Annotated in this window: 17 protein-coding genes; 3 read left to right on the top strand and 14 right to left on the bottom strand. The window is 59.9% G+C overall.

The features are described 5' to 3' along the window. Nucleotides 1-11: 11 nt before the first annotated feature. The 6 genes from wecC to KZO83_RS05665 form a co-directional block, all read right to left on the bottom strand. Nucleotides 12-1,292: a UDP-N-acetyl-D-mannosamine dehydrogenase gene (gene wecC, locus KZO83_RS05690; protein ID WP_247620057.1), complete on the bottom strand. Its 1,281-nt coding sequence runs from the start codon at nucleotides 1,290-1,292 to the stop codon at nucleotides 12-14. A 35-nt stretch (nucleotides 1,293-1,327) separates the two neighbouring features. After that, nucleotides 1,328-2,446 (bottom strand): non-hydrolyzing UDP-N-acetylglucosamine 2-epimerase, encoded by a 1,119-nt coding sequence (gene wecB / locus KZO83_RS05685; protein WP_247620056.1) that lies wholly within the window; start codon nucleotides 2,444-2,446, stop codon nucleotides 1,328-1,330. 41 nt (nucleotides 2,447-2,487) lie between these two features. Beyond that, complete coding sequence (gene cysN / locus KZO83_RS05680) at nucleotides 2,488-4,401, bottom strand: sulfate adenylyltransferase subunit CysN (protein WP_247620055.1); 1,914 nt, start codon at nucleotides 4,399-4,401, stop codon at nucleotides 2,488-2,490. A gap of 167 nt (nucleotides 4,402-4,568) precedes the next feature. Continuing rightward, complete coding sequence (locus KZO83_RS05675) at nucleotides 4,569-4,925, bottom strand: four helix bundle protein (protein ID WP_247620054.1); 357 nt, start codon at nucleotides 4,923-4,925, stop codon at nucleotides 4,569-4,571. Nucleotides 4,926-5,041: 116 nt separating this feature from the next. Next, nucleotides 5,042-5,959 carry a sulfate adenylyltransferase subunit CysD gene (gene cysD / locus KZO83_RS05670; protein ID WP_247620053.1) on the bottom strand — a complete coding sequence of 306 codons (918 nt, stop codon included), beginning with the start codon at nucleotides 5,957-5,959 and terminating at the stop codon, nucleotides 5,042-5,044. Nucleotides 5,960-5,985: 26 nt separating this feature from the next. Next, on the bottom strand, nucleotides 5,986-7,752 hold the full coding sequence (locus KZO83_RS05665; protein WP_247620052.1) for an SLC13 family permease: 1,767 nt from the start codon (nucleotides 7,750-7,752) through the stop codon (nucleotides 5,986-5,988). Nucleotides 7,753-8,407: 655 nt separating this feature from the next. Here KZO83_RS05665 and KZO83_RS05660 point away from each other — a divergent pair. The 3 genes from KZO83_RS05660 to KZO83_RS05650 all read left to right on the top strand — a co-directional run bounded on the left by KZO83_RS05660 (nucleotide 8,408) and on the right by KZO83_RS05650 (nucleotide 10,529). After that, nucleotides 8,408-9,790: an aminotransferase class V-fold PLP-dependent enzyme gene (locus tag KZO83_RS05660; protein ID WP_247620051.1), complete on the top strand. Its 1,383-nt coding sequence runs from the start codon at nucleotides 8,408-8,410 to the stop codon at nucleotides 9,788-9,790. Between the two features lie 141 nt (nucleotides 9,791-9,931). Beyond that, nucleotides 9,932-10,228: a type II toxin-antitoxin system RelE/ParE family toxin gene (locus tag KZO83_RS05655; protein ID WP_247620050.1), complete on the top strand. Its 297-nt coding sequence runs from the start codon at nucleotides 9,932-9,934 to the stop codon at nucleotides 10,226-10,228. A gap of 10 nt (nucleotides 10,229-10,238) precedes the next feature. Continuing rightward, the gene (locus KZO83_RS05650; RefSeq protein ID WP_272493582.1) at nucleotides 10,239-10,529 is read left to right on the top strand and encodes a HigA family addiction module antitoxin; all 291 of its coding nucleotides are present in this window, start codon (nucleotides 10,239-10,241) and stop codon (nucleotides 10,527-10,529) included. 205 nt (nucleotides 10,530-10,734) lie between these two features. Here the strand turns inward: KZO83_RS05650 and relB are convergent, their stop codons facing one another. The 8 genes from relB to KZO83_RS05610 form a co-directional block, all read right to left on the bottom strand. Beyond that, entirely contained in the window at nucleotides 10,735-10,926 is a 192-nt protein-coding gene (relB, locus tag KZO83_RS05645) for a type II toxin-antitoxin system RelB family antitoxin (RefSeq protein ID WP_247620049.1), read from the bottom strand. Between the two features lie 117 nt (nucleotides 10,927-11,043). Next, entirely contained in the window at nucleotides 11,044-11,550 is a 507-nt protein-coding gene (locus KZO83_RS05640) for a hypothetical protein (RefSeq protein ID WP_247620048.1), read from the bottom strand. Beyond that, a complete protein-coding gene (locus KZO83_RS05635) occupies nucleotides 11,547-11,846 on the bottom strand; it encodes a nucleotidyltransferase domain-containing protein (protein WP_247620047.1) in 300 nt (99 codons plus the stop codon). The genes KZO83_RS05640 and KZO83_RS05635 overlap by 4 nt, the downstream gene beginning before the upstream one ends. Nucleotides 11,847-11,912: 66 nt before the next feature. Beyond that, nucleotides 11,913-12,401, bottom strand: coding sequence for a nucleotidyltransferase substrate binding protein (locus tag KZO83_RS05630; protein WP_247620046.1), 489 nt, complete (start codon nucleotides 12,399-12,401; stop codon nucleotides 11,913-11,915). Between the two features lie 220 nt (nucleotides 12,402-12,621). Beyond that, nucleotides 12,622-13,458 (bottom strand): 3'(2'),5'-bisphosphate nucleotidase CysQ, encoded by an 837-nt coding sequence (gene cysQ / locus KZO83_RS05625; RefSeq protein ID WP_247620045.1) that lies wholly within the window; start codon nucleotides 13,456-13,458, stop codon nucleotides 12,622-12,624. 125 nt (nucleotides 13,459-13,583) lie between these two features. After that, nucleotides 13,584-13,895 carry a hypothetical protein gene (locus KZO83_RS05620; RefSeq protein ID WP_247620044.1) on the bottom strand — a complete coding sequence of 104 codons (312 nt, stop codon included), beginning with the start codon at nucleotides 13,893-13,895 and terminating at the stop codon, nucleotides 13,584-13,586. Nucleotides 13,896-14,140: 245 nt separating this feature from the next. Then, nucleotides 14,141-14,434, bottom strand: a complete 294-nt coding sequence (locus tag KZO83_RS05615; RefSeq protein WP_075370438.1) for a BrnA antitoxin family protein — start codon at nucleotides 14,432-14,434, stop codon at nucleotides 14,141-14,143. Beyond that, nucleotides 14,394-14,678 carry a BrnT family toxin gene (locus KZO83_RS05610; RefSeq protein WP_247620043.1) on the bottom strand — a complete coding sequence of 95 codons (285 nt, stop codon included), beginning with the start codon at nucleotides 14,676-14,678 and terminating at the stop codon, nucleotides 14,394-14,396. Before KZO83_RS05610 ends, KZO83_RS05615 begins: the two co-directional genes overlap by 41 nt. Nucleotides 14,679-14,796 lie beyond the last annotated feature (118 nt).

Below are 14,796 nucleotides of genomic sequence, written 5' to 3'. Positions count from 1 at the left end.
AACATCCAGACTCAACTCCAAACACCTCTACTATCCACCAAATATTTAACTCCGGCGTCACACGGCGAGATGTTTTTAAACTGCTTATGGTCAACCAGAAGCACAATGACGTTAGCGCTTTCAAGTGCTCCCTCTGCAGTAACCAGTGTGCATCCATTCAGCTTGCTCATAGGCAGCTCTTCGATGTTGGGCTCAACAATCAGCGTCTGGCCTGGGTTGGAAGTAGCGATTTGCTGGGCAATGGCAAGAGCCGGGCTCTCTCGCAGATCATCGATATCCGGCTTGAATGCCAATCCAAAGCAAGCAATAGTGACATCCTTGGCGGTTTTGTCGGGGTTCTCGATCAGGAACTTGCCGACAGCCTCGTTGACCTTGTCGACCACCCACTGCGGCTTGCCATCATTCACTTCACGTGCGGTGCGAATCAGGCGAGCCTCATCCGGTGTTTCACTGACGATGAACCACGGGTCGACAGCGATGCAATGCCCACCGACCCCCGGGCCAGGTTGAAGTATGTTGACTCGAGGATGCCGGTTGGCGAGACGAATCAACTCCCAAACACTGATATCGAGCTTGTCGCAAATGATGGAAAGCTCGTTGGCAAAGGCGATATTGACGTCTCGAAAGCTGTTTTCGGTCAGTTTTGCCATCTCGGCGGTACGAGCCGTCGTCGTGATGCACTCCCCTTCCACGAAAATCTTGTAAAGCTCCGTGGCGGCTTGAGAGCACTTGGCGGTCATGCCCCCTATCACACGGTCGTTTTCCACCAGCTCTCGAATCACATGCCCGGGTAGTACGCGCTCGGGGCAGTGGGCGATTCGAACATCCGACTCTTCGCCGTGGGTTTGCGGAAAGCTCAAATCCGGGCGAGCCTCGGCCAGCCATTCGGCCATGCTCTCCGTGGCGCCTACCGGCGAAGTCGATTCCAGAATGACCAAGTCGCCCTTCTTGAGCACGGGGGCGATGGATTGGCTGGCCGCCTTGATGTAGGTCAGATCCGGCTCGTGGCTGGTATGCTCCGGGTTCGTCTTGAACGGTGTCGGTACGGCCACGAGGAAGGCATCGGCAGGCTCGGGCGTAGTGGTGGCATGCAAATAGCCTTCCTTCACTGCCGCATGCACCAGCATGTCGAGTTCCGGCTCGACGATATGGATTCGCCCTTCATTGATTGTCTCTACGGCATGCTGGTTCACATCGATGCCGATGACTTTTTTCTTCCGGGACGCAATGACGGCGGCTGTCGGCAGACCGATGTAACCCAGGCCAACGACGGCAATGGTATTAAACTCCATTTATAAAAACTCCTGAAAACGATCTAAAACGTAAATTAACGGTCTGCCAGAACGTCGAGAATTCTTTGGCACGCCTTCCCATCACCATAGGGGTTATGGGCATAGCTCATCGCTTCATAGGCGGTTTTGTCCGTCAGCAAGCTATGCAGCTCGCCCACGATCGTGTCGACATCAGTACCGACAAGTTTGACCGTGCCGGCCTGCACCGCTTCGGGCCGCTCGGTCGTCTCACGCATCACTAGCACCGGCTTGCCCAGCGAGGGGGCTTCTTCCTGAATGCCGCCGGAGTCGGTCAGGATGATATGCGAGCGATTCATCAGATAAACGAACGGCAGGTAATCCAGCGGCTCGATCAAGTGCACATTATCGACATCGCCCAGCAGCCGGTTCACCGGCTCGAGTACATTTGGGTTCAAGTGCACCGGGTAGACGATTTGTGCTTCGGGGTGCTGCGCGGCGGTATCATGCAAGGCACGGCAAATGCGGTCGAAGCCTTCACCGAAGCTTTCCCGCCGGTGCCCCGTCACCAGGATCAACTTGCGGTTGCTGTCCAGAAAGTCAAAATGCTGCTCGAAACGCGTGCGGTAGGTATCGTCGCCTTCCAGCTTTTCCACCACCTCGAACAAGGCATCGACCACGGTGTTGCCCGTCACATGCACCTGGTGGGGAGAAACGCCCTCTTCCAGAAGGTTCTGGCGTGAGCGATCCGTGGGGGCGAAATGCAGCTCGGCCAGTGCTCCCGTCAACTTGCGGTTGGCTTCTTCAGGCCAGGGAGAATAGATGTTGCCGGTTCTCAGCCCCGCCTCGACATGCGCGACCGGAATTTGCTGATAATAACTGGCAAGCGTCGTCGCCAGCGTCGTGGCGGTATCTCCATGCACCAGCACGATGTCCGGCTTCACCTCGGCCAGAACGGCTTTCATGCCCTGCAAGATGGCCGTGGTCACATCGGTGAGATCCTGACCGGGTTTCATGATGTTGAGATCGTGATCCGGCACCAGGGAGAAAAGATCCAGAACCTGATCGAGCATTTCGCGGTGCTGGCCCGTCACGCACACTTGGGATTCGAAGCGTGAATCCGCGCTCAGGGCTAACGCGAGTGGCGCCATCTTGATGGCTTCCGGTCGTGTTCCAAACACGCAAAGCGTTTTCATATATTTCTGATTCCTTGCTCTTGAGCCTTTTGCGGCTCTATTCAAATCGTTCTAACGATGCGAGTGATGATGTCTTCAAGGCTCTGCTCGTCGGTATTCACTGAGATTTCCGCTTTCTCGGGCACCTCGTAAGGGCTGTTGATCCCAGTGAAGTCCTTGATCTTGCCTTGTCGGGCTTTTTCGTAGAGCCCCTTGGGATCGCGCTGCTCGCAGATATCCAGCGGTGTGTCGACATGTACCTCGATGAAGTCGCCATCGTCGAACAGTTCGCGCGCGGCCGCCCGGTCGGAACGGAAGGGCGAGATGAAGGCGGTAATCACGATGATGCCGGCATCGGCGAACAGCTTGGTGATTTCCCCCACGCGGCGGATGTTCTCGGTACGGTCGGCTTCGCTCATGGCGAGGTCTTTGCACAGGCCGTGGCGAATGTTGTCACCGTCCAGCAGCATGGTGTGGTAACCACGCCGGTTGAGTTCGACTTCCAGCGCGTTGGCCAGGGTGGATTTCCCCGAGCCGGAAAGCCCGGTGAACCAGATGCACTTGCCGGCATGCCCCTTGATATGCGCGCGCATCGCGGGCGTCACGCTGGAGCGGTTCCATACCACATCGGCCTTGCTGTCATGCATGCGGTATTCGTAGGGCGGCTCGCTTTCCAGGTGCCGATGCACCATGCCCGCGCCCACGGTAACGTTGGTCAGCCGGTCGATGACGATGAAACTGCCGGTGCCCGGGCTCACGCGGTAGTCGTCCACCGGCAGCGTGCCAGCAACTTCGATGCGGCAGCGGCCGATGGCGTTGAGATTCAGCGTCTCGGCGGCGTGGTGCTCGAGCGTGTTGACGTCGGTCTGGTAGTCGATCCGCGTGATCTTGCCCGCCAGGTCCCGCGTGGCGAGCTTGAGGTCATAAAGCCGGCCGGGCTCCAGCGCGGTGTCGTGCATCCACACGATGTCCGCCTCGAAGGCGTCGGCCAAAGGCACCTCGGCGTCGGCAGCGACCAGCCAGTCGCCCCGCGAGATGTCGATCTCATCCTCGAGCGTGACGGTGATCGCCTGCCCCGGATACGCCACCTCGAGATCGCCGTCGAAAGTGACGATGCGCGCCACCGTGGAGGACTTGCCGGAGGGCAGCACCTTGACGCGCTGGCCGGGCCGCAGGATGCCGGCCTCGAGCGTGCCGCAGTAGCCGCGGAAGTCGAGGTGCGGGCGATTGACGTACTGCACCGGCAAGCGCAGATCCGTCAGGTTCCGGTCGTGCGTGACCTCGACGGTCTCCAGCAGATTGAGCAGTGCCGGGCCGTCGTACCAGCTCATGGCCTCGCTCTTGTTGACGACGTTGTCGCCTTCCAGCGCGGACAGCGGTACGAAGTGAATGTCCGGCGCGTTGAGCTTGGCAGCGAACTCGCGGTACTCGGCGACGATCTCGTCGAAGCGTGCCTGGGAATAATCGACTAGGTCCATCTTGTTGACCGCGATCACCAGGTGCTGGATGCCCAACAGGTCGGCGATAAAGCTGTGCCGCCGGGTCTGGGTCTGCACGCCATGGCGGGCGTCGATCAGGATCACCGCGAGGCTGGCCGTGGACGCACCGGTGGCCATGTTGCGAGTGTACTGCTCATGCCCCGGCGTGTCGGCGATGATGAACTTGCGCTTGTCGGTGGAGAAGTACCGATAAGCGACATCGATGGTGATGCCCTGCTCACGCTCGGACTGCAAGCCATCCACCAACAGCGCCAGATCGACCTTGTCGCCGGTGGTGCCGCTGGTCTTGGAGGCCTGCGTGATCGCCGCGAGCTGATCCTCGTAGATCATCTTGGAATCGTGCAGCAAACGCCCGATCAGGGTCGACTTGCCGTCGTCGACGCTCCCGCAGGTAATGAAGCGCAGCAGGTCTTTGTTCTCGTGCTCTTTCAGATACGCTTCGATGTTTTCCGAGATCATCGGTGAGGCGTGTGACATGGTTCATTCCCCATTTGTGGAGAGCACGAGCGCTACGAGCCACGAGCTTCGGGCTACGAGCAGGCTTGTGCTCTCTTCATGTTCGCTGACTAGTTTCGAGATTGGTGTGCCAGAAGCTTAAGCCGGGCACGAGCACTACGAGCAGGCCGTGCCATATTCATGTTCAGTTATGACAGCCGGGGGCTGTTGGATAGGGATTTGAGCAAGGAACCAAGCATTCGCGACAGCGCCATCGCTTCACTACGCCACTGTTGACCTATCTCGTCAGGAATGTAGCCAACTTCAATACCTATCAAAGCTTGCGTCGCGAACTCCCCACAAGAGCCTTTGGCGATAGAAACGAAACGGAACTTCTCGCGTTCGGTAAAGCGCTCGAAACCTTCGGCAATATTGCTAGGAATGGACAGTGCGGAGCGCGTAATTTGGTCTTTAAAGCCAAAATCTCGGAGGCTACAGAGTTCCCGATAAACATCGACACTCAGGCGTTTGCTACGCTGCCAAACTTCCATTTGCTCATGCCGCATGTAAGTTCCTTGTTAGCTTTTTAGCCCGTAGCTCGTTGCCCGCAGCCCGTTGCCCGTAGCTCGTAGCTCGTAGCTCGTAGCTCGTAGCTCGTAGCTCGTAGCTCGTAGCTCGTAGCTCAAAAATACCCCTCCCGCTTCTTGCGTTCCATCGACCCGACTTGGTCTTTGTCGATGGCGCGGCCGGAGCGTTCGCTGGTGCGGGTGAGGAGCATTTCCTGGATGATCTCGGGCAGCGTGGCGGCGGTGGATTCCACGGCGCCGGTGAGCGGGTAGCAGCCCAGGGTGCGGAAGCGCACCCACTTCTCGTCGGGGACTTCGCCTTCTTCGAGCGGCAGGCGTTCATCGTCGACCATGACCTGCATACCGTCGCGCTCGACCACCGGACGCGGGGCGGCGTAGTACAGCGGGACGATGGGGATCGACTCGAGGTAGATGTACTGCCAGATGTCCAGCTCGGTCCAGTTGGAGAGCGGGAAGACGCGAATCGACTCGCCCTTCTGCACCTTGCCGTTGTAGATGTTCCACAGCTCCGGGCGCTGGTTCTTGGGGTCCCAGCGGTGGTGCTTGTCACGGAAGGAGTAGACGCGCTCCTTGGCGCGCGAGGCTTCCTCGTCGCGGCGCGCGCCGCCGAAGGCGGCATCGAAGCCGTACTTGTCCAGCGCCTGCTTGAGCGACTGGGTCTTCATCACGTCGGTGTACTTGGCGCTGCCGTGATCGAAGGGATTGATGCCGGCGGCCCGGCCTTCCTCGTTGATGTGCTCGATCAACTCCATCCCGACCTCCGCGGCCATGCGGTCGCGAAACTCGATCATTTCCTTGAACTTCCAGGTGGTATTGACGTGCATCAGCGGGAACGGCGGCGTGCCGGGATAGAACGCCTTGCGGGCCAGATGCAGCATCACCGACGAATCCTTGCCGATGGAGTACAGCATCACCGGGTTGGCGAATTCGGCGGCCACTTCGCGGATGATATGGATCGATTCCGCCTCAAGCTGCTTGAGGTGGGTCTGTCGCTCGGGCGTGATTTCTGTCATAGCTGTCGCGGTCCCTCGAAAACCTTTTAGAAGCCCCACACCAGCGGCACGAGCCCGATGACGATGACACCGGCCAACAGGCTCATGGGCGCGCCCAGGCGCAGGTAATCCACGAAACGATACCCGCCGGGACCGAGGACCATGAGGTTGGTCTGATAGCCCAGCGGGGTCATGAAGCTGGCCGAGGCGGCGAACATGATGCCGATGGCAAAGGGCATGATACTCACACCCAGTTGCTCGGCCACGGCGGCGGCCACCGGAAACATCAGCACGGCGGCGGCGTTATTGGTGATCAGCTCGGTGAAGGCGACGGTCAGGGTGTAGACCATGGCCAGGGCCACCCAAGGCGAGAGGCCATCCGCCAGCAATAGCCATTGCGCGATCTGGCTTGCGGCGCCGGTCTTGTCCATGGCATTGCCCAGGGCGAACGAGGCGGCGATGACGATGAGCACCGAAAGCTCCAGATAGCGCCGTGCCTTGCTCGCCGTGACACAGCGCGTGAGCAGCATGGCACCGCCGGCCAGAAATGCCGCCTCGAGAATGCTCAGCAGCCCCGTGGCGCTGACCAGCACCATGGCGCCGAGAATGCCCAACGCCCAGGGCGCCTTGCGAAAATCCGGCGGCGTGGAGTCGTTGAGCGCGCTGACGAGCAGGAAATCCTTGCGGTACTGGTATTGCGAAACAAATTCCTGGGCGGTTTCCATCAATAGCGTATCGCCCACCTGAAGGCGAATATCCCCCAGCTTGCCGGGCAAGCGGCGACCATGGCGGGAAATGGAGAGGATCACCGCCTGATAGCGCGAGCGAAAGCGCGATTCGCGCACCGTCTGTTCGATCCCGGTGAAATCCGGGCCAATCACGGCCTCGACCAGGCAGCGCCGGTGGTGGGCGATATCCAGCTTGCGCACGTCGCCATTGGCCGGACGCAGGCCATGGACACGGCGCAACTCACGGGCACATTCGGGGGCACCGACGAAGACGAGGATGTCATCGGCCTGCAGTTTGGTCTCCGGGGGCACGGCGGTCATCAGCTCGCCGTCGCGCTCGATGTCCGCCAGGTAGCCATGCGCCAGGCTCCGCAGGCCCGCATCGGCGATGCTTTTGCCTTCCAGGGGGCCTTGTGGAATCACGCGGACTTCCACGGCGTATTCCCGCGCCTGTTCGAGTTGTTCCAACGCCCCTTGGCGGTTGGGCAGCAGGCGGTCCGCCATTAAATAGAGAAAGCCCCCGGCGATGACCACCAGCGGCACGCCCACCCAGGCCAGCTCGAACATGTGCAGCGAGATGCCCCGCTCGCTCTGCAGCAGGCCATCCACCACGAGATTGGTGCTGGTGCCGATCAGCGTGCAGGTGCCCCCGAGTATCGAGGCGTAGCTGAGCGGCAGCAGCAATTTGGAGGTCGGCAACCGCAGGCGGGCCGCCCACTCTTGAATGGCGGGGATGAACATGGCCACCACGGTGGTGTTGTTCATGAAGGCGCTCAGCCCCGAGGCCGGGAGCAACACGCGCAACTGCGCCTGACGCAAACGCCGGGGCTGGCCGAGCAGGCGATGGGCGAGCCACTGGATGGCACCGGTTTCCTTCAGCCCCGCCGCGACCACGTAGAGCGTGGCGATGGTCATCACGCCGGGGTTGGCGAACCCCGCCAGCGCTTCGCTGGGCGTGAGGATACCGCTGATCACCAGGAAGGCGAGCGCCGCCATCAGGATGACATCGGGGGCGACTCGGGTAAGCGCAAGACAGGCGAGGACGGAAAAGATGAGGGCTAACGTGGTGAGTGCTGCAGGTTCCATCCCATATGCCGAATAAAGAGGATTCAAATAAAACTACGTTTGGACACGCTACCGCCCTGAGATTGTTCCGGGCGATTTCCCAAGGCCCTTGAGGGTCGTGCAGCCACTATTAGGTAATGCCCAAGGAAAAGATGCCGTACCCAAGCACGGCCGTGGAGAGTGAATCCCTTTCCTCACGACACGCCATAGTATCGCTGTTGTGGTCACGCAGGCCGCGTGACTGCGCCATCTTCCTGATCGCGCCGAGATGGAGCCATTCTAAGTGAGAGCTCAACCAGCCTCTAGCGCAACGGCGTTGAAATTTGTATGCATTCAGGAAAAGTTGTCGCCTATTAACGACGCCCCGTGTGTCGTTTTTTCAACACAAGACGGCGCCTGGCCACCATTCTCTTATCTGCCCATTGAGTGTAGATCAGTCCCTGCGCGCGAGATTATTAGTCGACTAGTTAATATGGCGACATAAAAAAACGCGGCCTTGGCCGCGCGGCGTCCATATTAAGGGAAGTAAGGATTCGTTACCAGAATCGTCATACCAGCGCGCTGCATCGTCATTCGCTTTTACCTAATGCAATGCACCTCTGCATGTGCTTAACTTGACCATTAGTTAATATTATTCTGAAACTATTGGTTACGCCGGTGGGAAGGATGGTTGAGGATGGCGATGACGGATCCGCAACATGCAATGCGTGATGCCCTGCAGGGCGCCCACTCGGCAACGTGCGGCCAGGCGGGGAGCTTGTCGCCCCAGTTGCTGAGCCAGGTGCGGGCGCATTTCTATTACGTCGACCGCTGCCCCGTCGATGGCAGGCGCATCCACTTGAACGCCGCCGGGGAGCCGCTGGCCTTGAAGGCGGCGGTGCAGGTGGGCGCGGAGCTGGCGAGCCTGCCGGCGCCGCTGGAGGCTGATGCGCCGGGGTATTCTGCACAGGCGGCGGTGGCCACCCACGGCTGGGAGGATCTCGAGACCCTGCTGGGCGCGTCGCATGGTCGCTTGTGGCGGGCGCCCAGCGTGGATGAGTGCTGGGCACGGGTATTGGGCCTGGCGCTGGAGGCGATTCCCCCGCAGAGCCAGGTGGTGAGTACGGCGCTGGCGTCCAGCGATGAGACTACGGCGATTGCGCTGCATGCCAGGCGGCGGGCGCTGAGCACTAACACCGTGTCGGTGAATCCGCTGACCGGTCGACTGGAAACGCTCGATTACGCCCTCTGCGTGACGCCCGAGACGCGTGTTGCCACGCTCGTGCATACCTGCCCCGTCACCGGCATGCGTCAGGATGTGGCTGCGATTGCCCGCACCATACGCGAGGTCGCACCCTCTTGTTTCATTCTGGTGCTGGGGGCGCATCACGCCGCGCATGGGCCGCTGGATGTGGCGCAATGGGAGGTCGATGCTTATGTTGTGGGGTCTGAAGCGCTCTTCTGCCGCCCTCGCCAGGGGTTTGCGTGGCTATCGCGGCGGTTGTGTCTGGCCATGCGCGATGCGCCGCCGAGCGGCCTGATGCCGCCACGGCGGGACGAGGCGTCTGCGGCGTTGGCAAGCATCACCGAGTGGGTGGCGTATCTGGATTGGCTGGGCGGGCATTTCTCCACGGCGATTCCTCGGCGCCCGCGCCTGGTGGCAGCGAGCGAGGCGATTCAAGCCCATGAACGGGCCTTGCTGCAACGCCTGCTACATGGCGTCGATGACGGCCTGCCGACGGCGAGCGCTACCATTACCACGCCCCCGCTTTCCCGCTGCGGCTTGCAGGGGCACCCCCGCGTGCGGGTGATCGGCGCGCCGCATGCGCGATGGCGAGACGGCACCGTGGCGTTCGATGTGTCGGGAATCGAGGCGTGGGAGGTGGTGCAGTGGCTCGCCGCCACGGGAATCAGCGCCCAGCTTTTGCGCTCGCCCGAAGCCGAGCGCGTGCTCGCCCCCTTCGGGTACAAAACGGCCACGCGCCTATCGCTGAGCCATTACAACAGCGAGGAAGAGGTCGTCGCCTGCTTGCAGGCGCTGGAGCCGCTGCTGGAGCGACCGGCGAAGGGGAAAGGCTAGGCTGCGGGCTTCGGGCTTCGGGCTGCGGGCTGCGGGCTGCGGGCTGCGGGCTGCGGGTAGCCGATTCGCACATCAGTTAAGTGGTAAACCATGTGCCTGGATGATCGAGTAGCCAAGGAAAGGCTTGTCGTTCGTGATGTAATGGGTCACACTTGCGACATGATCATCAGCTTTCGACACAAGGGCCTGCGTGCCTTCTTCGAAACAGGCACTACCAAGGGAATTCGCACCGACCACACCAAGCGTCTGAGGCGCATTCTGGCAATGCTCGACCGCGCGGAAGATCTAGAAGCGGTTAACCTGCCGGGCTGGCGACTGCATGCGTTGAAGGGCGAGCAGGCTGGATTCTGGTCGATTACCGTAAGCGGTAACTGGCGGATTATCTTCCGTTTCACGGGGCCTGACGTCGAGCTGGTCGATTACTTGGATTATCACTAGGAGGTGACACATGGCCCACATGCACAATCCCCCGCATCCCGGTGAGACGCTGCGCGAAGATGTGTTGCCAGCGCTGGACATCAGCGTAACGGAAATGGCTCGCCGTCTGGGGCTGGCGCGAGAAACCCTGTCACGGATTCTACACGGGCGGGCGCCGATTAGCCCCGACCTCGCCGTTCGCCTGGAACGGGCCGGCATCGGCCGGGCGCGTACCTGGCTGGCGGTACAAGGCGATTACGACTTGTGGCAGGCCGAACACCGTCCCCAGCCTGACATCGAGCGCTTCGCCAAGCTGGCGTAAGCTTGGTTTGAGAAAATTTCCCCAAGCCAAATGGATTATGGGTAGGGCGCCACAACGGCGTCCTTTGACCGTGTCGATCGACCACTAAATCCAGATACTAGTAACGGCCGTCGAAGGAGAGAGAAACTGGAGCGCCAGCCCGGAGCATCACCGTTGACGGCTAGGGATATTCCCTGCGAGCGTGGAGTACGTCCAAGCACGCCACTCAACCGCTAGAATGCAGGTGCTTATTGGACTCGACCATGGCCCGGACACGCGCCATCGCTTCGTCATGAGGGACATTGGGGCGCGGGTCATCGAGGCTTTGCTGAATGCGCTCGCGAAACCACCGGTCATAACGGTCGGCTTGCTCCTGCGTCTCGAACTCCGAGACGATAGGATCTAGTGGGGTACTCATCATCAATTCTCCTCGTGTACCTCTGGTCGACTCTAACCAGCGAAGAACCGTTGGATGCATCTCGTACTAGGCGGCCGGCTTCGAGCCGCCGGCTACGTAATAACTCGCGGCGCCGGCTTACTCAAGCAATTCCCTCCGCTTGGCATCATTGAGCATGGCATGGGCAAACGCCATGAGCGTTTCCTGATAGTCATGTGCTGTATTGAGCGCGTCGGCCAGCACCTGAGGGGATTCGATGTATTCATGGATCATTTGATTGCGTGTCTGACGAATCTCGAGCCACTTGTCGGCAGAATCGAGCACACCAAGCTTTTCGGCGCGATCCAGGTTGTCGGCAACGGCCCCTGTCTTCTCGCCCAGGGCACGTAGCCAAAGCGGAAGCAGTTTATCGCCGGTCGTGTCCTGAAGTCGGCAGAACCGGCTGGTGTAGGCTTCCAGCTTCTCTGCCAATGCCTCATCTTCACCCAGCCTGGCGGCAAGTTCCTCGGTGAACGGCGCGGCAAACACGCGATCCGATGAGTAGCGAAGATGGTGGATCTCACGCTCGACCACGCGTTTCAGGAAGCGCAAGCGCTCCGCAAGATTGTCGTTCATAGGGCGGCCGTTCATGGGACTGTCATTCATAGAAGCTCGCCTTGTTCTCGTGCCAAGCTGTGTATCGTCTGCTCATTTAGGTTCGGCGCACTCAGCAGCACATCCACCTTGCGCCCGTGCATGGCGCGCATGATACGCACACTGAGCCGAGCGGCGAGCTGTGCGGGATGCTCCACCGGTGCGCCGACTTCCACGAACAGGTCGATATCGCCGCCACGGGCGCTATCATCCAGCCGTGAGCCGAAAAGCTTTACCGTGCTGCCCGGACCAAGCTCGTCGGTGACGAGCTGCCGGATGGTGTGTCGTTGGCTGTCAGTCAGGCGCATGGTGTTCATCTCTGCAAGGCGTTCGGCTCGTTGCTCGTTGCTCGTGGCAGCGTTATCCCGCCAGCTTTAGCGAGGGTGATACGGTGAATGGGTCGCATCGAATCTCTGGCCAACCCTCTCGATATGCTCGCGTAGGGCTTCGTTATCGAGTTCGCGCTGGCCCTCCATCGTCTCTCGAAACTGCTTCAATGCCGGATAGTAGCGTTCGACGATGTTCTTGAATTCAGTTTCCAGGATGCTGTGACGATACGCATGCACCGTATGATTACGGGTTTCTATCATATCCATCCAGGCTTGGCCGTCTTCCAGAAGGCCGATGTTGAAGGCATGCCGGGCTGCGCTGCGTGATCCCGTCACGTTTTGAATACCTTCATGCTCCAGGTAATCCTTCATCACCTTCCAGGCGAGCTCGTGAGTGAACTCGAAACGCTGGATGACGCCCTCCTTGATGATATCCAGCGTCGTGTCGCCATACGCCTCGACAGCTTGTTCCAACCGGGTAAACACATTGATGTAGTTGGCGAACCGCTGTTGCCAACGGATATCGTCCGCCATTGTCATCCCCTTGGGTCGTTTGTCGCAGCAGGCGACCGTTCAAGTTTTCCGGGCTTCGAGCGCCAGGTTCGGGGCGCTGTGAAGAGCGGCTTCGAGCGTCAGGTTCGGGGCGCTGTGAAGAGCGGCTTCGAGCGCCAGGTTCGGGGCGCTGTGAAGGGCGGCTTCGAGCAATATTGTAGCCTGTAGCCCGCCGCCCGTAGCTCGCAGCTTTTGCACCGCGTCAGGCGACGCTTTCGCGCAGGGCGTTTTCCCAACGTTGGTCGCGCTGGCCGCAGACGATGAAGAACGGATTGAGCACGCTGTCTTGCTGGTTGCAGCGCAGCGGTTCAAGGGTCTCGACATTGAGCACTTGGCCGCCGGCGGCAGTGACGACGGCTTGGGCGGCGGCGGTGTCCCATTCGCAGGTGGGGGCGAGGCGCGGGTAGAGATCGGCATTGCCTTCGGCGACCAGGCACAGCTTCAACGAGCTGCCCATGGAGACACATTCATGCGCAGGCAGGCGCTGGCAGAAGGCGTCGAACATTTCGGCGCCATGGCGGCGGCTGCCGACGATCTTCCAGGGTTCGGCCTGGGGGTCGGGCAATGCGCGGGCGTGAATCGGTTGGTCGTCACTGCCGTTCTCGCGCTTGTAGGCGCCCTGCCCGTGCTGGCCCCACCAGGTCGCGGGGCCGCTTTCCAGCGCGGGCGCGTGGACGATGCCGAATACCGGCACGCCGTCTTCCACCAGGGCGACATTGAGCGTGAATTCGCCATTGTGGCTGATGAATTCCTTGGTGCCGTCCAGCGGGTCGATCAGCCAGTAACGCTGCCACGTTTGGCGGGTCTCGTAGCGGATCTCGGCGGACTCTTCAGAGAGAATCGGCACCTTGGGAGTGATGGCTTCCAGCAGCCCGACCAAGGCGTGGTGCGAGGCCATATCCGCTTCGGTGAGCGGGCTGGCGTCGGCCTTTTCTTCGATGGCGAAGTCACGGCGGTAGATCGCCATGACCTCCTGGCCGGCGGCGTGGACGCCCTCGATAAGGCGATTGCGCGTGGAGTCGGTGATGAAATCGGTCATCGGGCTTCCTGGTTCGTACAAAACTAAAAGAATCGAGCTGCTAAGGGAGTATCAGGCGCGCGACCAACTGGGGTGAAAGGCCAAGGCGAGAATAAAGGTGCGGTATTGTCGGGTATTGCGGCGCTTCAGGCTGACACTTGGGGGTTATCCAGTCGGATATAAGGAAAGACGCCGGGGGCGCGTTCAGAAAACGTCCGGTAGATGCTTTCCCTGATGTCTTTGACCTTGCTCTTGTTTTTTTGGCTTCCCATCGCACCTTCATCCACGACGAGCCAGACCCAGACCGCCTCTTCGCCGGAGCTATCGATGCCGGATTCGATGCGGATATCCTGCAGGAAGTCAGAACGCAGCTCGCGCTTGAGCTCTGCGCGCAAGGTTTCCTTATCAATCGGAGGAGATGCTTGCATGCCGATCACCTCTTGGTGTGAAGTATTCATTTATAGCGAAACTCATTTCCTTGCAGTTTAAAGCAAGACGTCTGCCCGAGCAGCTTCTCGCGCCCCGCGTGGCATACCATGGGTAGAGTGGCTAGTCGGCACGGTGACTGGACGGCTCAGCTACGCTTTCTACGCTTTGTCTGAAAAATGCCTGCGCTCGCCCATACGGCGTTAAAAATCGACTCAAAATGGCGGCAAGCTCCACTAGCGATGCCCGGCGCTGCCACCAAGCTTCCTTACGCCAATCACTGACGCCTATCCAGCTCGTTGATGTCATGCTCGGCCAGAAACTGGCGAAGGGCTTTATTCATGCGAGTTTGCCAGCCAGGGCCGGATTCCCGGAAGGCGTCGATAACGTCTTGGTCATACCGCACCTTTACCGGCATCTTCTTATGCGCCAGGGGCGGTCGCCCACGGCCACGCTTGACCAGCTTGTCATCCTCGTACTGATAAGCTCCCTCAAACCAATCGTCGTCGAGCTCTGGAGCATCATCGGGATCAATCCAAGTAGTCTTTGAATCGTCTTTTTTCGCGATCATTGGCATACCTCATCGAGATAATGCGACGCTTACTACCGCGCCACGTCCATACTATTACCACGGCCCGTTCGTTTAGCTTGCCCACCGTGTAGATGCGTTCTTCGCCGTAGTCTTTCCGCGCATCCACCCCAGAATAGACCCTTCCCGCAAATACCTGCGGGACATCGGCAAAATCGACACCTCTATTTTCCAACGTTATCAGTCGCTTAGCTTCATCGTATTCAATCTCACAATGGGGGCTCATTGGATTCTCCTTCTTTCTTTAATGTACCCCCAATAAATAATTTTGACAAGGAAAAAGCGATAGATAAGGCTCGCTACACCCACTCCGCCACCCACCGTTGAAAAACGCCTCACGCATG

Source organism: Chromohalobacter moromii (assembly GCF_023091865.1).
Classification (GTDB): Bacteria; Pseudomonadota; Gammaproteobacteria; order Pseudomonadales; family Halomonadaceae; genus Chromohalobacter; species Chromohalobacter moromii.
Note: the sequence above shows the minus strand (reverse complement) of the source record. Positions and strands in the feature narration are given on the sequence as shown.